The 22,888-nt window shown below is 60.6% G+C and carries 22 protein-coding genes; 7 read left to right on the forward strand and 15 right to left on the reverse strand.

Going from position 1 to position 22,888, the window contains the following annotated elements:
• The 9 genes from RRH01S_RS24445 to RRH01S_RS24485 all read right to left on the reverse strand — a co-directional run bounded on the left by RRH01S_RS24445 (position 1) and on the right by RRH01S_RS24485 (position 8,424).
• A complete protein-coding gene (locus RRH01S_RS24445; protein WP_015917969.1) occupies positions 1-1,041 on the reverse strand; it encodes an LLM class flavin-dependent oxidoreductase in 1,041 nt (346 codons plus the stop codon).
• Positions 1,038-1,973 (reverse strand): flavin reductase family protein, encoded by a 936-nt coding sequence (locus tag RRH01S_RS24450; RefSeq protein WP_015917970.1) that lies wholly within the window; start codon positions 1,971-1,973, stop codon positions 1,038-1,040. The genes RRH01S_RS24445 and RRH01S_RS24450 overlap by 4 nt, the downstream gene beginning before the upstream one ends.
• Entirely contained in the window at positions 1,970-2,815 is an 846-nt protein-coding gene (locus tag RRH01S_RS24455; RefSeq protein WP_015917971.1) for an alpha/beta fold hydrolase, read from the reverse strand. The genes RRH01S_RS24450 and RRH01S_RS24455 overlap by 4 nt, the downstream gene beginning before the upstream one ends.
• Before the next feature lie 17 nt (positions 2,816-2,832).
• Positions 2,833-3,435 (reverse strand): amino acid synthesis family protein, encoded by a 603-nt coding sequence (locus tag RRH01S_RS24460; protein WP_015917972.1) that lies wholly within the window; start codon positions 3,433-3,435, stop codon positions 2,833-2,835.
• A gap of 367 nt (positions 3,436-3,802) precedes the next feature.
• Positions 3,803-4,498, reverse strand: coding sequence for a GntR family transcriptional regulator (locus tag RRH01S_RS24465; RefSeq protein WP_007702066.1), 696 nt, complete (start codon positions 4,496-4,498; stop codon positions 3,803-3,805).
• 175 nt (positions 4,499-4,673) lie between these two features.
• A complete protein-coding gene (gene queE, locus RRH01S_RS24470; protein WP_034515902.1) occupies positions 4,674-5,411 on the reverse strand; it encodes a 7-carboxy-7-deazaguanine synthase QueE in 738 nt (245 codons plus the stop codon).
• Positions 5,408-5,764, reverse strand: coding sequence for a 6-carboxytetrahydropterin synthase QueD (queD, locus tag RRH01S_RS24475; RefSeq protein ID WP_034515900.1), 357 nt, complete (start codon positions 5,762-5,764; stop codon positions 5,408-5,410). The genes queE and queD overlap by 4 nt, the downstream gene beginning before the upstream one ends.
• Positions 5,764-6,474 (reverse strand): 7-cyano-7-deazaguanine synthase QueC, encoded by a 711-nt coding sequence (gene queC / locus RRH01S_RS24480; protein WP_015917974.1) that lies wholly within the window; start codon positions 6,472-6,474, stop codon positions 5,764-5,766. Before queC ends, queD begins: the two co-directional genes overlap by 1 nt.
• A gap of 168 nt (positions 6,475-6,642) precedes the next feature.
• A complete protein-coding gene (locus RRH01S_RS24485) occupies positions 6,643-8,424 on the reverse strand; it encodes a hybrid sensor histidine kinase/response regulator (protein WP_042474520.1) in 1,782 nt (593 codons plus the stop codon).
• 130 nt (positions 8,425-8,554) lie between these two features.
• Between RRH01S_RS24485 and RRH01S_RS24490 the strand changes: the two genes are divergently transcribed.
• The 4 genes from RRH01S_RS24490 (at position 8,555) to RRH01S_RS24505 (ending at position 12,234) form a co-directional block, all read left to right on the forward strand.
• Complete coding sequence (locus RRH01S_RS24490; protein ID WP_007702087.1) at positions 8,555-9,214, forward strand: response regulator; 660 nt, start codon at positions 8,555-8,557, stop codon at positions 9,212-9,214.
• Positions 9,215-9,435: 221 nt separating this feature from the next.
• Positions 9,436-10,053 carry a LysE family translocator gene (locus tag RRH01S_RS24495; RefSeq protein ID WP_015917976.1) on the forward strand — a complete coding sequence of 206 codons (618 nt, stop codon included), beginning with the start codon at positions 9,436-9,438 and terminating at the stop codon, positions 10,051-10,053.
• Positions 10,054-10,072: 19 nt separating this feature from the next.
• Positions 10,073-10,987, forward strand: coding sequence for a DUF1194 domain-containing protein (locus RRH01S_RS24500; protein WP_015917977.1), 915 nt, complete (start codon positions 10,073-10,075; stop codon positions 10,985-10,987).
• Between the two features lie 149 nt (positions 10,988-11,136).
• Positions 11,137-12,234 (forward strand): branched-chain amino acid aminotransferase, encoded by a 1,098-nt coding sequence (locus RRH01S_RS24505; protein ID WP_015917978.1) that lies wholly within the window; start codon positions 11,137-11,139, stop codon positions 12,232-12,234.
• Between the two features lie 126 nt (positions 12,235-12,360).
• On the opposite strand, the gene RRH01S_RS24510 is transcribed toward RRH01S_RS24505, so the two are convergent.
• The 4 genes from RRH01S_RS24510 to RRH01S_RS24525 all read right to left on the reverse strand — a co-directional run bounded on the left by RRH01S_RS24510 (position 12,361) and on the right by RRH01S_RS24525 (position 16,989).
• A complete protein-coding gene (locus tag RRH01S_RS24510; protein ID WP_015917979.1) occupies positions 12,361-12,762 on the reverse strand; it encodes a type II toxin-antitoxin system VapC family toxin in 402 nt (133 codons plus the stop codon).
• The gene (vapB, locus tag RRH01S_RS24515; RefSeq protein WP_007702100.1) at positions 12,762-12,998 is read right to left on the reverse strand and encodes a type II toxin-antitoxin system VapB family antitoxin; all 237 of its coding nucleotides are present in this window, start codon (positions 12,996-12,998) and stop codon (positions 12,762-12,764) included. The genes RRH01S_RS24510 and vapB overlap by 1 nt, the downstream gene beginning before the upstream one ends.
• A 171-nt stretch (positions 12,999-13,169) precedes the next feature.
• Positions 13,170-15,626 carry a beta-glucosidase H gene (locus RRH01S_RS24520; RefSeq protein ID WP_015917980.1) on the reverse strand — a complete coding sequence of 819 codons (2,457 nt, stop codon included), beginning with the start codon at positions 15,624-15,626 and terminating at the stop codon, positions 13,170-13,172.
• Between the two features lie 73 nt (positions 15,627-15,699).
• A complete protein-coding gene (locus RRH01S_RS24525; protein WP_015917981.1) occupies positions 15,700-16,989 on the reverse strand; it encodes an MFS transporter in 1,290 nt (429 codons plus the stop codon).
• Positions 16,990-17,115: 126 nt separating this feature from the next.
• Here RRH01S_RS24525 and RRH01S_RS24530 point away from each other — a divergent pair, with 126 nt between their 5' ends.
• The gene (locus RRH01S_RS24530; protein WP_015917982.1) at positions 17,116-17,766 is read left to right on the forward strand and encodes a TetR/AcrR family transcriptional regulator; all 651 of its coding nucleotides are present in this window, start codon (positions 17,116-17,118) and stop codon (positions 17,764-17,766) included.
• 21 nt (positions 17,767-17,787) lie between these two features.
• On the opposite strand, the gene RRH01S_RS24535 is transcribed toward RRH01S_RS24530, so the two are convergent.
• Positions 17,788-18,462, reverse strand: coding sequence for an FCD domain-containing protein (locus RRH01S_RS24535; RefSeq protein WP_015917983.1), 675 nt, complete (start codon positions 18,460-18,462; stop codon positions 17,788-17,790).
• A gap of 376 nt (positions 18,463-18,838) precedes the next feature.
• Between RRH01S_RS24535 and RRH01S_RS24540 the strand changes: the two genes are divergently transcribed.
• Entirely contained in the window at positions 18,839-20,416 is a 1,578-nt protein-coding gene (locus tag RRH01S_RS24540; protein WP_015917984.1) for a carboxylesterase/lipase family protein, read from the forward strand.
• A gap of 76 nt (positions 20,417-20,492) precedes the next feature.
• Entirely contained in the window at positions 20,493-22,193 is a 1,701-nt protein-coding gene (locus RRH01S_RS24545) for a carboxylesterase/lipase family protein (RefSeq protein WP_234711722.1), read from the forward strand.
• A gap of 64 nt (positions 22,194-22,257) precedes the next feature.
• Here the strand turns inward: RRH01S_RS24545 and RRH01S_RS24550 are convergent.
• Positions 22,258-22,888 (reverse strand): helix-turn-helix transcriptional regulator (locus tag RRH01S_RS24550; protein WP_042474525.1); only part of this gene is annotated, 631 nt, incomplete at its 5' end.

Here is a 22,888-nt window from a genome sequence, read left to right on the forward strand (position 1 = left end):
TTACTCCGCAAATGCCGGCATGACCTCGGCGATGAAGCGCTCGAGCGAGGCTTTCTTTCGCTCGAAGGACATGCCCGTATCGATCCAGAAGGAATACTCGTCATACCCAAGGGCTTCATAAGCCTTGAGGCGGGCAATGACGGTCTCGGCATTGCCCACGACGTTGTTGCTGCGCATGACCGCATCGGAGAGCATCGCGTTCGCGCTGATCTCCTCTTCGGGGATCCGCTCGATCAGGCCCTGCTTGACGGGCTTCTCGTTCTTGAACCAGGCGAAGAAATAATTGTAGTAAACGCTCAGTTCGTGCGCGGCCTGTGCGATGTCTGCTTCCGAAGAGCCGACATAGGTGTGGCGCAGCAGCATGATTTTCGGCCGCTCGATCTCCGGATGCTTGGCGCAGGCATCGTTGAAGCGTCCCATCAGCCCTTCGACCTCGTCATCACCCTGCCAGAGCGGCGTCACCTGGACATTGCAGCCATTGGCAACGGCGAACTCGTGCGAATTCGGATCGCGCGCGGCCACCCAGATCGGCGGGTTCGGCTCCTGCAGTGGCTTCGGCGCCGATGTGGTCGAGGGGAATTTGAAGAACTCGCCGTCATGGGCGTAGTCGCCCTTCCAGATACCCTTGACCGCCGGGATGAGCTCGCGCATCCGCTGGCCGGCGCCCCAGGCATCGAGCCCCGGCAACAGGCGTTCGTATTCGAAGGAATAGGCGCCCCGCGCAATGCCGATATCGAGCCTACCGTCGCAGATGATGTCGGCCATGGCCGCCTCGCCCGCGAGCTTGATCGGATGCCAGAACGGCGCGATCACCGTTCCCGTCCCAAGCCTTGCCCGCGATGTCCGGCGCGCCAGATCCGCGATGGTCACGAAGGGATTGGGGGCGATGGTAAAATCCATGCCGTGATGCTCGCCCGTCCAGATCGCATGCATACCGCCCTTGTCGGCGATTTCGCAGAGCGCGACGAACTCCTCGTAGAGGCTCTTGTGGCTCTGGCCGGCGTCGAGACGTTCCATGTGAACGAAGAGAGAGAATTTCATGGCCGTGCCGCCTTTGCTGGAACCGGGCGGACCGTGCCGACGGTCTCGTCGCCGAAATAAACGCCGAAATTGCCGATCTGGCTCTCGACCGCAAAACGCGCGACGATATCGGCTGTCGAACTCGTCTTGAAACGGACCTTGGTCAAGGTGTCGGGCTTCAGGAACCGGCCATTACGTGGCTCGCCATCGGACGCGAAGGCACGATAGACGATGTGCTGCTTTCCGTCGCTCTTGCCCTCATAGACCGAATAGAGAAAGCCGATCGTCACCGAAAGCCCGGTAAGCTCTTCAAGGTAGTCCCGGAGGAGGTCGGCCGGACTACCATCCTTACCGTCGCAGCCCGGCAGGGAAAGAACGTCATCGCCGAGGAGAAGGACTTCGCCATGGCGCTCCAGAACCGCACCCAGCTCGATATGGCCTTCCGCCGCCGCCGAGACGGCCTTGCTGGCAAGGATCGGCGTGAAATAACCGCCACGGGCATAGCCCAATCCGTTGCGACCGCTGTTCTCGAAAGAGGCGATCCGCCCCATCAGAATAACGTGATCACCGGCTTCGATGACTTGCTCCAGAGTGCATTCGAACCAGGCCGCGACATCGGCCAGGATCGGACAGCCAGCAGAGCCCGACGCCCACTCCACGGTTGCGAACCTGTCTTCGACCGGCCGCGCGAAGGTGTTGGATATATGCTTTTGCGTCTCCGACAACACGTTGATCGCAAAGGAGGTAGCGCTCGTCATGGCCGTGAAGTTGCGCGATGTCTTAGCCAGGCAGACCAGTAGAAGCGGCGGATCGAGCGACACCGAGGTAAACGAGTTTGCCGTAAAGCCGATCGGTACGCCGGCCTGATCGCGCGTGGTCACCACCGTGACCCCGGTCGGAAAGGCACCGAAAGCATCGCGCAGCGCTCTGGGATCCAACTGCTCTATCGTCATCCTGCATCCTCCCCGCTCAAGAGCCACTCGGCGAGCAACTCGTTGACGATCTCCGGCGCCGTCAAGTTCACCATATGGCGATGGCCCTCGACGATCCTGGCCCAGCCTTTCGGCGTAATGGACGCCATCTGCTCGGCCATTTGCGGCGTCGAGTTGGGATCGTCAGAGCCGGTTAGGAACAGCGCCGGCACATGCACCTCCGGCCAGCGATCCGCATAGGTCTCGTCACCACCGGCAAAGGCGGCATAGGCCGTCGCATAGCCTTGCGGATCGACGAGGCTCAGCCAGTTGCGCGTCAAGTCTCGCGCAACCGCACTTTGTCTGTCATCGCCGAACCACCTCAAGAGTGGCCCCTCCTTGTCGACGCCCGTCAGCGGAATTGCCGCCGCACGCGCAAGAACCGCCGCCTTCGCTTCGGGATCGCGGCGGTAGACGCCATTCAGATAGGCAACACGCTTGATACGGAGGCCGAACGTGGCGGCACTTCCGCCGACCACTAATGCACCCATCGAATGCCCGGCAACATTTGCGCCGTCGAGTGCCATTTCATCCAGAAACCCGCCAAACCAACCGACAAATGCCTCGAGGGGGCTAGCAGCCGGCAACTTGCTGCTTTCGCCGTGTCCGGGCATATCGACGGCGATAACGCGATGCGTCCGCGCGAAGGCTGATATCTGCGGCGCCCAGGCTTCAAGACGCATACCGACGCCATGGATAAGGACCAGCGGCTCGCCGCTGCCGGCTTCATGATAGGCCGTGCCACTTGCCGTCCTGCTGCGGGGCAGGCCCTTCGCCGCGGCTTCGTCGGCATTGTGTTGCGCTATGGTTTCCACTGTCGACATCCCGGCGCCCAAATCCTTCAAACGCCAGCGGGATTGGCGACGTCCTGCCCCAAGTCCCTTAGATCCTGATATCGGTCGCCGATGCGGTGATGCGGCCGGCCTCCGACTGAAGCGCCCAGCGCCACGACGATCTCGTCGGCGGCCGGAGCATCGGGAATGGACGTCTGGATCGTCAGGTAATGCGAGCGACGACCCTCATCGTTCTTGTCCATCAGCGGGATCATGATCGGAGCACTGGCCGGGCCGCGCGTATTGCTGAAGGCGAGGTACGACTTGGCGCCGACCGCCTGGCGATAGTGATTGCCGAAGCGGAGCGTATGGATGAGCGCCGAGGCATGTTCGATCTCGCCGTTGACACCGACGACTGCCGCCTTGCCGTAGCCTTCGACCGCTTCGCCAGAGCCAACCGCCTCAATGATCATCTTGGTCAGCAGTTCGCCAAGAACCGGGGCGACCGCGTGGATTTCGGGCTTCAGGTCTTCGACAAAACCGCGACCCGTCCAGGGATTTTTAACCACCGCCAATGCGGAAAACAGCTTCAGCGGAACGGCCGCCGCCTTCCCGCCCTCAATCAGCGTCGTTTCGATCTGCAGCACGGTCTTTCGGATTTGAAGGGTCATGGGCTATCTCGCTTTCGATATTACATATGATGGTATGCCATCATACAAAACTGTCAAGCAGCTTTCTGCGGATCGCGAAAAATCCGCGATAGCCTTTCGATAAATCCAACGATAACAACAAATTGATGCCTAAACAGACCTAACCGCCCGCTCTCAAGCGAGGGCATGGCCCACGGCGACATCCCAGTTTATCGACGTTCCATTTTGGTATTCTTGATTATGGCATACCGTCACATTGAACAAAGTGCGGTGTCAAGCTGGCAGAGCGTTTTCAGGCGCAATTTCGCGCGACAACAAGCCAGCTAGCGAAGCCGGCCCACTTTTCATATTCAGGGAAATATCTTGCGGGAACACAGCCCGCGACCGATCAGTCGATCGATTGTTGCCCGGACAGAACCGCCTCGGCAATGGCGCTGGCGCTGGCGACATGATCCATTGCCGCCTGATAGGCCCCCGGCCCATCGCCGCGGCGAATGGCATCGACGATACGGGCCATTTGTGCCGGACCCTGGACGCCACGGTTCTCCGTCTTGATCGTCATCGAACGCAGATGATTGATGCGAACGGTCAGGAGGTTGACGACCCCCCAGGCGACATGCCGATCGACCATGCTGAACAGCGTCTGATAGAAGGACGAGGTATGCGCGAGCACGCCCGGCATATCCTTGTCCTGATAGCTGCTGCGGATGTCCTGCAGTGATTTGTCCAGGGCATCGGCGATTGCGGGATTGCCCTGTTCGGCGCAAAGGCGTGCGGCCATGCCTTCAAGTGCACCCCGGATCTCATAGATCTGCTTTGCCTCGCCAAGGTCAAGCAGCGCGACGATCGGCCCCTTGTTCGGCAGATTGGCAACAAGGCCTTCCGACTCGAGGTGGCGCAGAACTTCGCGGACGATCGTACGGCTGACACCCAATTGAGCGCAGAGATCACGCTCCACCAGACGGTCGCCCGGGCGAAAATATCCGTTGACTATCGCTTCGCGCACCTTGTCGAGCGCCAGCTCGCGCAAGGTTTTCGCCGGACGCTCCACCCGAATTGCCGCGCCCCGCAAATCATCATTCATGCCTGCACCCCGGTCTCGAAGACATCACCTTTTGTCACGATCATTGGCCGTCATCATGAGGCCGCTGTTCGTGAGCCGTATTATGGCGTACCAAGATACTTAACCGTGAGATGCCGCCAATGCAACTATGGCCCTCCCGGACGCGATTGAAGGTCCCGCAAGCGGGACATCGATGCTAGACGCCGCGTTTGTTGCCCCAGAGCAGGACGTGCAATTGCGGCAAAACGCGCGCCTCGAACCACCGGTCCGCAGTCACCTTGTCCACGAGCCAAAGCATCCTGTCCATGATCCCGTCGATATCGATCTTCGCATCGTCCGCGTCGGGCGGTGGCGGCGTATGGTTGCCGGGCTGGAGATAGACCGGCAGATACGGATAACGGGCGGCAGCATCGCGCGCATAGGCATAGTCGTGGTCATCGAAAACGACGATCTTCAGCGCCACCTGCGGCTTATCCGCCGCCAAACGCAGACAGTCGTCGAATACGGCCCAATCGGTCACCATGCCGCTCGACGGCGGCTTCGGGCTCAACACCAGAGTATCGAGATCGGCAAACCAGTCCTTGGCCACACTCCCCTGCGTTTCCAGCGCGAAGCTATAGCCTTCGCCATGACCACGGGCGATCAGCGGCCCAAGCGGCTGGATTGCCGGATTGCCGCCAGACAACGAGACCGCCAGCGGCTTGCCCCCGGAAAGCCGGATCACATCTTGCCAGATCTCGTCGACCGACATCGGCTGCCACTGATCGCGATAGTCGCTATCGACCGCATGCAGCGTATCGCACCAGGAACAGCGATAATCGCAGCCACCGGTCCGCACGAAGACGGTCGGCAGGCCGATCAATATGCCCTCGCCCTGGATCGTCGGCCCGAATATCTCGCTGACGCGGATCCGGGCCTCGCGTGCCTCGCTCATGGCCGGTATTCCGCCCATGTCTTCGGCGTTTCGCTGACGCGTACCGCCGAGGTCTCGGGCAGCATCGCCTTGCACCAGTCGTAGAAATGCTTGGCCAGACATTCCGAGGTGACGCGGCCATGACCGAGGACGTCGTTGAGATGACGATGATCGAAATTATCGTCGATATAGCGCTTCAGGGGTGCGAGCTCATGATAGTCACGCACGAAGCCATTGGCGTCGAGCTCGGCGGACGAAAGCTCGACCTCGACGATATAATTGTGCCCATGCATGCGGGCGCATTGATGATCATCGGCCAGATGCGTGAGCTGATGCGAGGCGGAAAAGTGGAATTCCTTGGTGATGCGAAACATCACTTCACCTCTTGGGCCGAGAAGCCAGATGTCGCCGTCACCCAAAAATCCGGATCCTCATAGTCCGTCGGATCCTCGACGCCGGCGAGATGGAAGGCCTCGCGTCGTTCGACACAGGTGCCGCAGCGGCCGCAATGGCGCTCACCGCCCTTGTAGCAGGACCATGTCTCGGCAAAGGGCGTCTTGTGGCGGGCGCCGTCCGTCACAATGTCAGCCTTGGAGGTCATGACAAAGGGCGCGTAGAGCGAAACGCTGGCATAGCCGTCCAGCGCCTGGTTCTGCATCTGCTGAAAGGCGTCGATGAAACCGGGCCGGCAATCCGGGTAGATGAAGTGATCGCCGCCATGAACGGCGACGGCAACCGCATCCGCCTTCTGCGCGGCGGCAAGACCAAAGGCGATCGCCAGCATGATGGCATTGCGGTTGGGCACGACCGTCGCCTTCATCGTTTCCTCGGCATAATGCCCATCCGGCACATCGACGTCGTCTGTGAGCGCCGATCCGGTCAGATGCTTGCCGATGGTGGTGATGTCGATGATCTCATGCGGCACGCCAAGGCGCTTGGCGCAGGCGGCGGCGAAATCCAGCTCCTTGCGGTGCCGTTGGCCGTAGTCGAACGAGACGAGGCCGATAAGCTGTTGTTCCGCGGCAACCTTGTGGGCGAGCGAAACGGAGTCCAGTCCGCCGGAGCAGACGACGATGGTCTTCATAATCTATGATCCCTTGTTTTGACCGGGTGGGCTGCGACCGGATACCTGAGCTTTTCAAAAGCTGCGGGAGCGCTCACTACCAGCAGAAGCCCCGCGAAGCAAGCGGATCGATCACCCGGAAGAAATACACGGTCGCCCGCAGCACCGGCATCAGCCGCGCGGAATAAATCAGCCTTTGCTCGACCCTCCACGACTGTCCAGCGGCTGCAGAGAACATAATTCGGTGATTGCCTGCTGCATCTGTTCGGCATCGACGGGCTTGTGCAGTAGCAGGTGGCCGCTTTCGGTGACCTGCCGCAGGCGGGCCGGCGAGGTATCGCCGGTCAAGATGATCGCCGGCAAACGACGTCCGGCATGGGTACGAACCTCTTCGATCGCCTCGATCCCGGTCGTACCGGCTTCCAGCCGATAATCGGTGATGACGAGATCGATGGGTGCTGTGCCATCCGGCGACGCCTCGGCATGGGCAAGACATGCCTCCGCCGCCGAACGCCCGGCATAGACCCTGTAACCAAGGGTTTCGAGCAGCAAGCTGATCGCATCAAGCGCATCGCGTTCGTCGTCGATCACGGCAATCGCGAGTGCGCTCTCAGTTATGATCCTGCTATTGTCAGTCCTTGCCTCAGAAGTAACAGAAGCGGCAACGGGCACAGTGAGGGCGAATAGGGAGCCACGCCCCTCCGTGGAGACCAGACGCAACGGATGGCCGAGAAGCTGGGCGGTTCGCCGCACGATCGCCAGACCCAACCCGAGGCCCTGCGTGCGGTCGCGCTCCGGATTGTGCAGCTGCACGAACTCCTCGAAGATCGCCTTTTGCTGATCGGCGGGGATGCCGGCGCCGGTATCCCAGACCTGGATTTCGACCGAAGCGCCACGGCGGCGACAGCCAAGCAGAACCCGCCCCTTTGTGCTGTATCGAAATGCGTTCGAAACCAAATTATCGAGAATGCGCTTGAGCATGATCGGGTCGCTATCGACCGAGAGTGTGCTGTCCACCGTTCGCCACCCAAGGCCGCGCTCCCCGGCGGCATTCGCGAACTCATCACGAAGCTCGGCGAAAAGCCTGTTCAGCGAGACTGGCTCCTTCGTCACCGTGACGACGCCGGCATCGAGACGGGAAATGTCGAGTAGGGCGTTCAGCAAGCCGCTGAGATTGCCGACGACGGCTTTGGCCTTGGCCGCCAGTTCGCGCGCGGTACGGGAGGCCACATCGCCGCGCTGCCCAAGGATTGCCAGCGTCGACACCAACAGGCTCAAGGCATGGGTCGGCTGGCGCAAATCGTGGCTCGCCGCCGCCAGGAAACGGGTTTTCGACCGATCGGCCGTCTGGGCGCGGTCGCGTTCCTCCTGCAGGCTCACGACCAGTTCCTCGTTTTCCAGCCGTAGCGCGACGGTTTCGCGGAGCATGCGGTAGGTGATGCGGCAATAGTAGATGTTGATGAACACCATGGAGACGAGCAGAAACAGAAAGGCGCCGGACATGTCGCTGCCGCTGAGGATGCACCGCAGGGCGATCGGTATCACCGTGATGATGATCGAGCCGATCAGTGCCGGTGGGAAAGCCGATAGCGACGGCACCGTGCCGCAAACAAGTCCCGTCAGCACGATAACCGTAAAGGAAAGCACGACAGGCTCTTCGGGAAGAAAGCCGACCCACCCCATCGCGCCCCACAGAAGAGCCGAGATCCAGGAAAACGCTGCTGCGAGCCAAGCCCACCGCGCGATCGACCCCGGCTCTCGCTCACGGCTGAAGAAGCTGCGGGAGGCAAGTACACGTATGGCGGTCAGCAGATACAGGCCACCAAGCCAGCCGAGAAGCCAAGTGGAGGAAACGGCTGCTCTCAGAATATAGGCGGCCGCCAGAGAAATGACGATGTTGGAGACGACCACGCCATAGGAATTTCGATACAGGAGCTCGACCAAAGCCTGGCGTATCTTGCCGTCCTGCATGGGATCCCTCCAGTTCGCCGAACAAAGGCTTGAAAACAACCTTTCCCGGTAGGGTTGATTTATCGGTAACCTGTTTCAAATAAATTAGCGATTAAAGAATTTAAGCCGCGCATCCATAAGTGGTATCCAGATGAATCGCCCCTTTACCGCCATCATAGCCGACGACCACGCCATCGTGCGCGAAGGGTTGAAGCTGCTGATCTCGGCCATGACGAATGTGTCGATCGTTGCCGAGGCGGCCAATGGCGACACGTTGCTCGATCTCGTGCGCAGCACCCGCGCCGACCTACTGATCCTCGATCTCGGCATGCCGGGCGTCGCCGGGATCCAGTTCATCTCCGACATACGGGCACTGGCGCCGCGCATGAAGATCCTGGTGCTGACGGCGAATATCGAACCGAGGACGGTGCGGGCCGCGCTCGATGCCGGCGCCAACGGCTATCTGACCAAGGACGGCGACCCCGAGGAGCTCGATACGGCCATCGATGCCGTGAAGAGCGGCAAGACCTATCTGGCGAAATCGATCCGGTTTGCGGTCGCCGATCCGGAACGTCTGGGCAAGATGCCGGTCACCGGTGAGATCGTATCGCCCATTCCGCTGACATTGCGGGAGCGGCAGGTCCTGCTTCTGTCGGCACAGGGGCAGACTTCCAGGCAGATGGCGGAACGTCTCGGCATCAGCCCGCTGACGGCGCGCAAGCACCGGGAGAACCTGATGCGCAAGCTCAATCTTCACAGCACGGCCGAGGTCACGGCCTATGCCGTCCGCCTTGGATTGCCCGCTGGTTAAAGCATGCATGCGCGCTTCCCTGGTCGGCTTGCGCCCGAATATCGTCCCCTTGACCAGCCCACCATAATCAGCCTCCACCCGCGCTGAAATACGACAGGCGTCGTATATGTCTCGGCACGCACAAGGCGTACCTCTTCCGACGAGCGGCAACCCATACGGGTCCATCCGCTTCGAACCGCTCCATGTGAGGAGAGCGGTCTTCAAAAAGCGGGGGATGCGCCATGCTTTCATTGGAATACTGGACTTCGTTCGCCTTTGCGACGCTTGTCTTTGCCTGTATGCCCGGACCGGCCATTCTCTACATGACCGCGCAGACGCTAGCGCATGGCCGCCGCGCCGGATTGATGGCAGCACTTGGCGTGCATCTCGGTTGCTATGTTCATATCGCCGCTGCGGCCATCGGCCTTGCTGCTCTCCTCGATCAGGCCCCAACGGTCTACGCGGTCATGAAATTCACCGGCGCGGCCTATCTCGTCTGGCTGGGCGTGACGATGCTCCTTGGCCGGCACGAAAGTAGCGGCGAAACTGCCGACCACAAGCCCGCCGTCCTGCGTGACAGCATGGTCGTCGAGATCCTCAATCCGAAGACCGCGCTCTTCTTTCTGACGTTCCTGCCACAATTCGTCGATCCTGTCGCCGCAATACCGGTCTGGACGCAGTTCCTCGTCCTCGGCGCGGTCGTCAACATCATCTTCTCGGCAGCCGACATCACCGCTGTCGGCCTCGCCTCGCTGACGCTCGGACGGCTTACCGGCGGCGGTCTCGGCAGGCTCGTGCCGAGAACATGCGGCTCCATTCTCATCGTGCTTGGCGTCACGCTCGTACAGCGACATGGCTGATCAACAAGGAGAAAGAGACATGATCTGGTGGCAACACATCTCCCGGTCGAGGGGCGCATGCTCACCCGCCATGGATACAAGACACCGCCACCCTTGGCGGCTGGGTCTATCGACTCTCGTCGGCGTATTGGCTCTGCTTATTCCTGCCATATCCTCTTTCGCGGCCAGCCCCGATCCGCGAACGGTCGACGCGGCCATCGTGCTGGCCGTCGACAAATCCTCCTCGATCGATCCAGCCACGGCCGATTTTCAGCGCAATGGTCATGCCACCGCCCTTCGTTCCAAAGAAGTTCTGTCCGCGATCGAGGGCGGGATGACGGGCTGCATTGCAGTCAGCTATGTCGAATGGGCAGGCGTCGGCGACCTGGACACAGTCCTGCCATGGACGAAACTATGCAGCCGCTCGGATCTGGAGGTTGCTGCGGACGCTATCCTTCATAGCAGCAATGCAGGTTTGAAGCGGCAGGGGGGCGGCGGGACCTCGCTGTCCTTTGCCATCGACATCAGCAGCTTCCTGCTCGAACGCTGGCCGGGACACGCCACGAGGAAGATCATCGACATATCCTCGAACGGCACCAACAATGACGGCCTGCCGGTCGAGCAAAGCCGCGACGCGGCCATGAAAAAGGGCTACGTGATCAACGTCATCGCCGTTGCCCGCAGCGAACCGGGAGTTACTGCCGATCTCCCCGGCTATTTCCGGCAGCAGGTCATCGGCGGCCCGAGATCCTTCGTGATTGTCCCGGACAGGATCGAGGATTATGCGGTCGCGATCCGTCGAAAGCTCGTGCTTGAGATCGCCGGTATAATGCCGCAGCGCCTCGGAATGGATATCCGGCCCGCTCTCGATCGCATCCATATTGCCGGAAACGAGAGGCCAATACATCAGAGCAGATCGATGCTCCAATTATCCGCCACGAGCAGAAAATACTAGAAATGGCGAAAAATGGGATGAAGAACGCGAAAACTTTCATTTGAACAAATATAAAAGCAAACAAATGCCACTCGATTTAGGCTAAACCAGCCTGCAGGAGCGAGCGGGGAATCGGCCCGCCACGAATGAGGAACAGACAGGAATAGACGATGAGTGACAGCGGCCCGCAGACCCTGGTATTTGAGAGAAATTCGAACCCCGTTCCGGCCAGCGAGCGCGAAGCGCTGCTCCAGAACCCAGGTTTCGGTCGTGTCTTCACCGATCACATGGCGACGATCCGCTATTCCGAGGGCCGCGGCTGGCATGACGGAAAGATCGAGGCGCGCAAGCCGTTCAATCTCGATCCGGCGACGCTGGTATTCCACTATGGCCAGGAAATCTTCGAGGGCATGAAGGCCTATCGCCTGCCTGACGGCGGCGCCACGCTCTTCCGTCCCGACGCCAATGCGCGACGCTTTCGCAACTCCGCGACGCGACTGGCGATGGCGCCGCTGCCGGAGGAGCTCTTCCTCGATTCCGTGCGCGAGCTGGTGAAGATCGATCGGGACTGGATACCGACGACCGATGGCGCTGCACTCTATCTGCGGCCGTTCATGATCGCGACCGAAAGCCTGCTCGGCGTGAAGCCTTCCTCCGACTATATTTATTGCGTCATTGCCTCCTCCGTTGGCGCCTACTTCAAGGGCGGCGCATCGGCCGTGACGATCTGGCTGTCCGAGAATTATACGCGCGCCGCCCCTGGCGGCACCGGCGAAGCCAAGTGCGGCGGCAACTATGCGGCAAGCCTTTCCGCGCAGGCGGAAGCGACCCAAGAAGGCTGCGACCAAGTCGTCTTCCTCGACGCGGTGGAGCGTCGTTTCGTCGAGGAACTCGGCGGCATGAATGTCTTCTTCGTCTTCGATGACGGCTCGCTCCAGACCCCGCCGCTGACCGGCACGATCCTACCGGGCATCACCCGCGATTCCCTGATCATACTGGCGCGCGAGCTCGGCCTCACCGTACGCGAGGAGCCCTATGCGATCGACCAGTGGCAGGCGGATGCAGCCAGCGGCCGGCTGCGCGAAGCTTTCGCCTGCGGCACAGCTGCAGTGGTGACTCCGATCGGCAAACTCAAGGGCCGCAAGCACAATTTCACCATTGGCGACGGCGGCGCCGGTCCGGTGACCACGCGCCTGAAGGCGGCACTCCTCGACATTCAAAACGGACGTGCGCCCGACAAGCACGGCTGGCTGGAGCGGTTGTTCTAGGCTGTTTCCAAGTCTGAAATGAGCCGTGTGTCATGATCGCAATGCCGATGAAGGCATGGATCTGAGATGACTAAAGGGGACGATGGTTCCCTTTAGTCGGCGCTGCCGTAAGCAGCGAACGCAGCCTCAGGTATCCAGCCAGTTTTCGATTTTGAGGTTGGGATAGGCCATGAAATCTCGTGTGTTGTTGGTAACAAGCACCGTATTCAAGGCAATGGCGTGTGATGCGATCAGCTTGTCCAGATGGTCTTTCTTGCGCTCTCGCGTTGCCATGCGTACTGGGCCATAAGCGTGGGCAGCGGCGATATCGAACGGCTCTACCGCAATGAGGGTCACCAAGGCATCAAGGTTGCCGTGCTCCCGTTCCGGGGCATCAGACGCGGCAACACCGTAATCCAGCTCCGCGAAGGTAATGGCCGACATCACCACGTCACCGACGTAGCAAGCGGCAAAACGACGAGCGACTTGCTCGGGCTGGTTCTTCATCAGATAGATGCACATATTCGTATCGAGCATATAGCGCGGCATCAGATCTTCTCGCGCTCGTCCTGCTCTTGGTCACCCCTGCCCTCGCTCATGAAATTGGGGGAAAAGCGTGCGAAAACATCCATGACGCCGGCCAACGACTGGCGGACAGGACGAATGCGGATTTCATCGCCTACCCGCTCAATCTCCAGCTCCATGTCCGTGCGCTCATAGGCAATCTCTGCTGGGATGCGTACGGCTTGGGAATTGCCGTTCTTGAATGCCTTGGTCATCTGCATAGCGGGATGCTCCCATGTGTGTACATGGATGTATCATAGCGCATCGGCCTGGAAATGTACATCCCAGGTATGTACATTAAGAGAGCGATCGCCAGGCCCTGTCCCACTCACTTCGCGGATCGCGCCGCCTCCTTCTAAGATAGGCGGCGCGGCTCATATTGAATGCTTGCGCTACGGCTCCATCACATGATCGACCGGCAAGTGAATACTTACGCTTGCCCGGATATCGATGGCGCTGGCCGCCACGATCAGCTCGTACTTGCCCGCATCAGCCCGGAAACGACCGGCCTCGACATCGAAGTAAGCCAAGTCGCGAGGAGCGATCTTCAGCACCGCCGTACCGGTCGCGCCCGGGGCCAGCTTGAGCTTCGCAAAGGCACGCAGCTCCTTGAACGGCCGCTCGACCCTGGCATTGGGAGAGTGAACATAGAGCTGCACCACGTCCGATCCCGCCCTGTCGCCTATATTGGTGACATCGACCGTCACCGTAAGACCATCCGCCCCCATTTCCGTTCCCGATAGTTGCGGGGCACCCCAGGTAAAGCGGGTGTAGCCAAGACCGAAGCCGAAGGGGAAGAGTGGTTCGATCTCTCTTGTATCGTGATGGCGATAGCCGACGAAGATCCCTTCCGCGTAGCGCACATGGCCGTCCTGGCCAGGATAGATCGACGGATCGTCGGTGATGGCGGAATTATCCGTGAGCGCCTTCGGGAAGGTCTGTGGCAAGCGGCCGGCAGGCTCGACATCACCAAAGAGAACGTCCGCAAGCGCATTGCCAAGTTCCTGGCCGGGATACCACATCTGCAGCACCGCACGCACCTTGCCGAGCCATGGCATCTCGATGGGACCACCCGTTTGCAGTACCACGACCACGTTGGGATTGGTTTCGGCGACCGCCTCGATCAGCTCCTCCTGGCGACCCGGCAGGCGCATGTCGGGCAGATCCAGACCTTCGGTGTCCCACTCGCCCTCACGGCCGACGAGGAGCAGTACGATATCGGACTTGCGGGCGGTTTCGACCGCCTCCGCAATCCCGGCATCGCCGAGCGGCTTTTCGACACCGAAGCGGAGCGCACATATGTTGATGCCGTCCAGGCTGGCCTTCGGCGCCTCATATTCGACCACAACCCGGTAGCGGCGTGCGGCCTCAAGCGTTACCGCCCGACGCTGCTCGCTGTTCGCGGTTCCAAAAAAGTTCTCACCCTTCGTCCAACCGTCATAGCCATCGACCACCAGTTCGCCGTCCACGAACAGCCGAGCAAGCCCAGCATTGGTCATGCCGAAGATGTGTTCACCGGTTTCCTGCGGCACGAAGGTCGCCATCATGCGCGCCGAAAAATCGGCGATATCAAGGTCGCCGGACGGAAGATCGAACCAGAAGAATTCGCCCTTTTCGACGGTCTCGACATGGACCGGACGGCTCTCGAAGCCGCGTCCCTTGAAGTATTCCACCGTCATCTCGCCGCTGAAGACGTCGATGAGCCGGTTGTTGTTACAGCCGACCGCATGGCGGAGGCTGTTGGCGTTGGACAGCGCCGCGCGAATGCCCTCAAGTGGGCTCACCGTATAATGCGCGGCAATCCGCGCGCTTCCTCCGCCCATGACGCGTGCGGAAGCCGCATTGGGGCCGATGACGGCGATCTGGTCGAAGGACGACTTGGCAAGCGGCAGCACTCCATCATTCTTCAGGAGTACAGCACCCTCCGCACCGAGTTGGCGGATGAGCGCACGATCTTCCGGCAGATCAAGCGCGTGTTCGGCGAGATCAGGCGCCTTTTCAAAGGCGCCGACGCGTTCGAGCAGAAGGAGAATACGCCGTGCCGAAGCGCGCACGGTCTCGGCCTTTACCTTGCCTTCCCGGACTGCGGCGACCAGCTTTTCGCCGCGATCCCGCCAAGGCCCCGGCATCTCCAGATCGAGCCCGGCATTGATGGTTTCAGCCGTCGAGTGCGAGCCGAACCAGTCGGACATGACCACGCCGTCGAAGCCCCATTCCTCGCGCAGGACTTTCGTCAGCAGCCAGGGATTTTCGCTCGTATAGGTGCCGTTGAGCTTGTTGTAGGAGGACATGACGGCCTTCACGCCGGCCTTCTTCACCGCCTCCTCGAAAGGCGGCAGATAGATTTCGCGCAGCGTCCGCTCATCGACATCGGAGGACATGGTCTGCCGCTCGATCTCGGACTCGTTGGCGACGAAGTGCTTGATCGTGGCGGCCACACCCTGGCTCTGCACGCCATTGATATAGGCGACGGCGCAGGCGGCGGTCAGCGCCGGGTCTTCCGAATAGCATTCGAAGTTGCGGCCATTGAGGCCGGAGCGGTGAATGTTGACGGTCGGCGCCAGAAGCACCGACGCGCCCTTGCTCTTGGCTTGTCCTCCCAGCGCCACGCCGGCGCGCTCGATGAGCTCCGGGTCCCACGTCGCTCCAAGCGCGATTGCCACCGGGAAGCAGGCGGACTTGACGCCGCCGACCAGCGACCCGCCGCCGCGTGCGCCATTGGGGCCGTCGGTAACCTTGATCTTCGGCACGCCGAGCCGCTCGATCGCGACGGTCGTCCAGAAATCCGCGCCCGAGAGCAGCGACACCTGCTCCTCCAGTGTCATCTTATCGAGAATATCGTCGATCATAGGGGATCCTCCCATGTTAATCGGTCCGATGGGGACCATTAGGCAGGCGTTCCCGCCCGAAATATTGATCTTATCAACGTGCGCCACGTACCGGCACGATTGCCAGCGCGCCCAAAAAGGCACTGACCGCCGCCAAGGCATAGAGCAGTGAGTAATTCTGTCCGTGTCCCGAGCCGATCGCGAGCACGATCGGCGCTATGGCCGGCGCGATCGATTGCGGAACAGCATTGGCGATATTGAGGACACCAAGGTTCTTTGCCGCATTCGTTTCGCGATCCGGCAGGATGTCCACGACGAGCGCCTGGTCGACGGCATAGTAGACGCCAAAGCCGAGCGAGGAGATGGCGACGCCGACGAAGAACATGGTGAGGTCGGGCGCCATCATGATCACGGCGATGCCAAGTGCATAGGTGGCGGCGGCGGCAAAGACAAAGGGTTTGCGGCGGCCTGTCCGATCGGACAGATAGCCGGACACAATCGAGGAGGCGACGACACAGCAGGTGGTGATCAGGATCGAGAAGAACATAGTCTGGCCGATGCCGGCCTCCGCGACCCCGAGCTGGTCGGTGAGATAATAGACCTGATAGGAGGTCAGCACAGCAAAGCCGAAGAACACCAGGAAGCGGCTGAGCCAGGCATAGCCGAAATCACGATACTTGACCGGATTGACCCAGAAGCTCGCCGCCAATTCGCCCAACAGGTTGCCTCTGGGTGCCGGCTCATTGTCGGTGGGGCGATCATCCAGCAGGAGGGCGAAGCCGATAATCGTGACGAGGCCGATCGCGGTCGGCACCAGGAACATGGCGTTGCTGCCAGTTCCCGTCAGCGATACGACGGCACTGCCGATCAGCAAGGCGACATAGACCGACATGCCGGCAAGCGCCGATATCATCCCCCGCTGCTGTTCCGGCACCTGATCGGGCACGACGGCAACCAGAGCCGCAAGCATCGCATTGTAGGCGACCTGCACGGCACACCAGGCAATACCTATCATCAGGAGGCTCGAGGAATAGGCAATCACGAGCTGAGCAAGGCTGCCCACGATGACGCCGCCGATGAGCCACGGCCGGCGGCGGCCGAAGCGAGAGCGCGTACGGTCGGAAAGCTGCCCGAATATCGGATTGGCGAACAGAGCAAACAGGGCACCGCTACCGAGAATCGCACCGAGGCTGGCGCCTTTGCCGACTGGATCGAGCGCGCTCACGCGAATAGCAAGGGTGACGGCAATCGGCGTCATCACGGCAATGAAGAAACCGAGATTGGCGAGCGCAAAGCCGGCGATAAACGGAATGCCGACAGCCTTGCTCGGAGCGCCCGGTTGATGGGCATCCGTATTGCCGAGGCTGGCATGTACAATGGTCATGAGATATCCTCCACTCTTAAACCTACTGAGTAATCGGTCTTTTTAAAGAGTCAAGAGATGTGTACTGACAGGTTGGCCGGGGCATGCAAATCGCTGTAGAACGGAACGAAATCGGGGGAAGAGAGAATGACCGTCGGACCGGGCATCGAAACTCAAGGTAAAGGCATACGGCGGCGGAACTCCGCCAAGGGCGCTTCGCGGCGCGAGGCGATCCTCGCCGCCGCCATGCACCGTTTCTCCAGGGACGGCTACCAGAGCGCCGCCATCGCGGATGTCGCCAAGGATGTCGGCCTGTCCCTTCCCGGCCTGCTGCATCATTTTCCGACCAAGGTGGATCTGCTGCTGGCGATCCTCGACAAACGGGATCTCGAAAGTTCGGTCGCGATCGATGTCGGTCAGGCGAATTGGCACGCTTTCCTGCTCGGCCTGATCCAGATCGCGAAATATAACACCAGCATCCCGGAGGTCGTCCGCGCCTTTGCGATCCTCAATGCCGAAAGCCTGACGCAGAACCATCCGGCAAAGGCCTGGTTCAGCGATCGCGCACGGCAGTTGCAAGCGAATATCGCGACGAAGCTCACAGATGGCGTCCTGCGGGGCGAAGTGAAGCGGGATGTCGACTGTCCGGCGATCGCCGCCGAGGTGATCGCCATGATGGACGGCCTGCAGATGCTCTGGCTGCGCGATCCGACCTCCTTTGACATGGTCGGCGCCATCGCCGGCTATATCGGCCGCCTGATAATGGACCTCCAAGCTTCACCTGCCACGCAGGTTTAGCGCCGTGGATGCCGACGCATCTCATTTCCTGTCGGCATGCAATGTGAACCGGCGGTAGCCGTTCATGACATGAGCGCGCATCACGTCCCCGGCGCGCATCGGATCGCGCGTCGCCAAGGCATCGACAATCGCCTCGTGCTCAGCCTGGGAGGCCTCACGGCCCGAGGCGCTCGAAAAATTCCGCCGCCGCAACAGATGCATACGGTCGACCACCCGTCGATAGAATTCCAGCAGCGTGGCATTGGCGGCCATTTCGACAATGCGGTCATGGAACGCGATATTCATCGGGAAAGACTGCGCGCCCTCCTCATGCTCCGGCAATTCGGCAAGACGAACGAGCCAGATGCGCAGCTCGGCAATGTCCGCATCCGTGATACGGGCCGCCAGGAGCCGTCCGGACATCTCGTCAAGCGTTGCCCGCAACTCATAGAGCTCTCGCGCTTCTGGCTCGCCTATCTCGCGCACGAAGACGCCGCGATTCTTTTCCAGCTTCACGAGACCGACCTCCACCAGAGCCCGGAATGCCTCGCGGACAGGTCCGCGGCTGACCTTGAACCGTTGCGCGAAAGTGATCTCGTTCAGCTTGTCGCCGCCGGCAATCTCACCGGTCTTGATCTGCCGGAGGATCTCCTCGCGCACCAGATCGGAAACCGAGTGCGTCTGGAGAATCTGAAGTGCGTCGATAGATGCGTTCATACCGGCTCTTCTATCCCAAATTGACGGCTACCGCCTTGACTTTCAGTGTAACCCCTCCACTATTCCAGCATATTGTCAATTGTCGACAATAAACACACTTCAAGAGATTTAGTGCGCTTTGCTGACGGTCGGGAGGATTGAGCAAGGTGAAAATGATTGGCAATACCGCAAATATCCCAGGGAGTTCCCAGCTACTTTCGCGTTCATCACAAAGATACGCGTGCAACCTTGTCCCGACGGCCTGGTGATGGAGGCTAGGCCAAGACAATTCCCATGAAAACGTCAAAGCGCATCGTCTGATCTGATGTTCGGATCGGCATGCCAGACATATCCAGAGCCCAGCCCATCGTTCCGGATCAATCCATGGAGGAGTGCAATGATTCGACGGATTATCGACAATTCGAGACCTGCCGCGCAGGCAGCGGTGGCCCTTGCCATGCTGCTGGCTGGCGGACAGGCGCTGGCGGCGGAGGTATCGTCGCCCGATGGCGTCTATATCGGCACAGAGGCCAAGGGATTGCATCTCTATCGGGGCATTGCCTATGCCAAGCCACCTCTCGGCAAGCTGCGCTGGGCGGCACCTGAGCCCATCGACAAGATGACGACGCCCTTCCATGCCAACAAATCCGGCAATGAATGCGTGCAGCTGGCGACATTCTGGCGCCCTGGCAAGCCGGCAAGCTGGACCGAGGATTGCCTCAATCTCTCCGTCTACACGCCGGCGAAAGCTGGCACCAATCTGCCTGTGATGGTCGGTTTTCATGGCGGCGGCTGGGTGAACGGCTCCAAGACCGACTGGGATCCGAAAGAACTGGCGCGTGCCGGCTATGTCGTGGTGACGGTGAACTATCGCCTCGGCGCGCTTGGCTATCTGGCGCTTCCCGAATTTGACAGCGAATCCCGGGACAAGCAGAGCAGCGGCAATTATGGCGATCTCGACAAGATCGAGGCTTTGCGTTGGATTCACAAGAACATCAAAGCCTTCGGCGGCAATCCGGAGCAGGTAACCATTGGCGGCCAATCGGCCGGTGCGGGTTCCGTCTGCTGGATCCTTGCCTCGCCGGCGGCGAAAGGACTGATCCAGGGCGCTGTTATCGAAAGCATCCGCGATTGTGCCAATATACCGAAGTCCGACGCGCTGGCCTCGGGCGAGAGTTTCATCAAGACGATCGGCTGCGCCGACGACAAGGATCGTGCGGCCTGCCTTCGCAGCAGGAGCCCGGCTGAGATCCTCGATGCGCAGAAGGCTTCGAGCGCGACGTGGCGGCCGACCTCCGGCGGCTGGGCGCAGCCGCAACCGGCCCTGGAGGCCTATCGCGGCGGCAACTTCAACCGGATCCCGGTGATCTTCGGCAACAACCAGCACGAGACCCGCGCCTTTACCTATGAGGCGAACGACCTCACCAACCAGCCGGTGACCAAGGAGGATTACGAGGGCTATGTGCGCAAAACCTATGCCGGCAAGGCTGATGACGTATTGAAGACCTATGCTTCCGTCGAAGCCCGTAGTCCCGGCGAGGCGATGGCCAATGTCAGCACGGACGCCGGCTGGGCCTGCCCGACCACGGGCGTGGTACAGGCGCTGTCGAAATGGGTGCCCACTTATGTCTATGAATTTCGCGACGAGACCGCGCCGATCCGCCCCTATATGACGGTGCCGGCATCATTCGAGATTGGCAGCGCCCATTCCTCGGAGCTCCCCTTTGTCTGGGGATCCGACGTCATGACGCCGCTGACATCAAAGCAGCAGAAACTTTCAAAGCTGATGACCGGCTACTGGACCAGTCTCGCCAGCAAGAAAGGCATCCCCGGCAGCGGCCTGCCTACATGGCCGGCCTATGGCGCCCAATCGCCGCAACGCCTGCTTTTCCTGCCGGGCGGAGAGACCAGCCTGATCTCGGAGGAGCAGTATCAGCGGGATCATCACTGCGGTCTGTTCACCCCGCACGGCTAACCGGCCATCTCTGTCCGTCGTCACGGGATGAGCAATATTGAACCGCCATTTCTGCACATCGAGGAGAGTGCTAATGATGTCGCTTATAAGAATTTCATATGCCGCCGCCCTGGCAATCGGGCTGGCGGTCGGAGTGTTTCATATGCCGGACTGGGCACAGGCTGCCTCTTCAAAAGCTAGCGTCGACACCGTTACCGTCGAAGGGGGCAAGGTCAATGGGGTGGCCACCGACATTTCCGGCGTCCAGGTTTTCAAGGGAATTCCGTTTGCCGGCCCCACAAGCGGCGACAACCGCTTTCGCGCACCGCAACCGGTCGTCCCCTGGGAGGGGGTGAAGCTTGCCGATCAATGGGGAGACCAGGCGCTTCAGGATATTCACACCAATCCGGTCGGGGCCTTCTGGGGAGACGAGTTTTATTTCGACCCCGCCTTCCTGCCGAAAGCTAGCGAAAACGGGCTGAACCTGAACGTATGGACCCCGGCAAAGAGTGCCGGCGACAAATTGCCGGTCTATGTCTGGATCCATGGTGGCGCCAATCACCACGGTTACGCTTCGGAAATGGAGTTCTATGCGTCGAAGCTGGCGGCGAAGGGCATTGTTGTCGTATCGGTTCAGTATCGGGTCGGCGCGCTCGGCTTCCTGGCGCTGAAGGAACTCTCAGACGAAAGCCCGCAGCACGTCTCCGGCAATTATGCGACGCTTGATCTGGTCAAGGCGCTGCATTGGGTGAAGGACAACATTGCCGGCTTTGGCGGAGACCCATCGAAGGTGACCATTGGCGGCCAGTCGGCGGGCGCGCGCAATACGACAATGCTGCTGCGCACGCCCTTGGCCAAGGGTCTGTTCCGCCGCGCGGTCATCGAGAGCGGCTCATCCGGCTTCATGCCGGTGCCGATGATGGATCTGAAGGAGCGGGAAGCCGTTGACGCCAAGGCCATGGAAACGGTCTTCGGAAAGCCGACGAGCCTTGCTGACCTTCGCGCCATTCCTGCCGACACAATCGTCACGCAGACCATGTCGGATGGCAAAACGCTGCTCTACGATGCCCTGCACGGCGCGATCAACAAGACGTCGCAGTACACGCTGGACGGCTATGTCTTCACCAAGGATTCGATAGACCTTCTGAAACCCGATGCATTGAACGGCCACGACATCATGATCGGCGGTACGTCGGACGAATATACCTCGCTTGAGGGCGGGCCTGACAAGACGCTAGCGCCGGAGGATTTTGCCAAGGCGATCCAGACGATCGGCTATGACGACGCCTGGAAAGAGGTCTATCGTCCCTCGAATGACCAGGACGCCTATCGCCTGTGGCTTCGGGCGCGTGCCGACTATAATCTCCAGAACTTCATCGTCTCGGCGGAATATGCCAAGGCGCACAACAAGGATTTCAACGTCTATACGTTCTACTTCAATCACGCACCGCCCGGCCGCAACTCGGAATTCTACGGCTCCTTCCACTCCTCGGATCTCTGGTATTTCTTCAATTCGATGCGGGACGTGCCGGGACAGCGGAAATGGACCGGCGCCGATTACAGAATGGCCGACACCATGTCGTCCTACCTCGTCAATTTCGTGCAGACGGGCAATCCCAATGGCGACGGACTGCCGCGGTGGCAGCAGACAACGGTCAGCGACAAGGGCGCCTTCATGCGCTTCCGCGATGGCTATGCCTACCCCGTGACACAGACGCCTTATCCGGAACGGGATGCGCTGAACCGGCAGACCGCCTTACGTAAGGCAAAGCTGACCGAGGCCGCGCTGGCACGGTAGCGTTCATTTTCCACCGGCATGTCGGGTGTTCTGTCCGGCATGCCGCCTGATCGGAAAGAAGAGATCAGGACGACCGCATGCGCTCGTCTTCCGCCGCCACCGTCGATGGAGACAGGCCGGTCCAGCCCTTGAACGCCCTCCAGAACACCGTACTGTCCGCATAGCCCAGTGTATCGGCGAGGCGGGAGTAGCCCGATGTGCCGGCCCTGAGATAGAGCTGCGCGATCCCGGCGCGATATTCCCGCACGAGGGCACGGACCGACGTGTTCTCATCGCTAAGGCGCCGCTGCAGGGTCCTGACCGAAAGCTTCAGCTCCGCGGCAACGGCTGCGATGGTGATCGGTTTATGGCCGAGATAGATCGCGATGACCGACAATACCTGATCCCGCACGCTGTCCTGATCGACATTGCCCGAGGAAAGATCGCCGATATGGCGCTCGAGGATAGCAGTCAGATCGCGATCTTCGTTGCGATAATGGCGGTCGGCATCCGTTTTCAACATGACGATCCGGTTGCTGGATTGCGAGAAGAGAAGAGGTGCCCGAAAGATTCTTTGCAACGGCTCCCGATCGCGGGGGGCCGCATGCTCGAAGTGGATTTCGACGGGCCGCCAGGACGCGCTGAAGGAACTGCGGACGAGCTGGCAGGATGCGGCAAGGGAATATTCCGTATCCTGATGGCGCGGCCAAAGCCGC

This window comes from Rhizobium rhizogenes NBRC 13257 (assembly GCF_000696095.1).
Classification (GTDB): Bacteria; Pseudomonadota; Alphaproteobacteria; order Rhizobiales; family Rhizobiaceae; genus Rhizobium; species Rhizobium rhizogenes.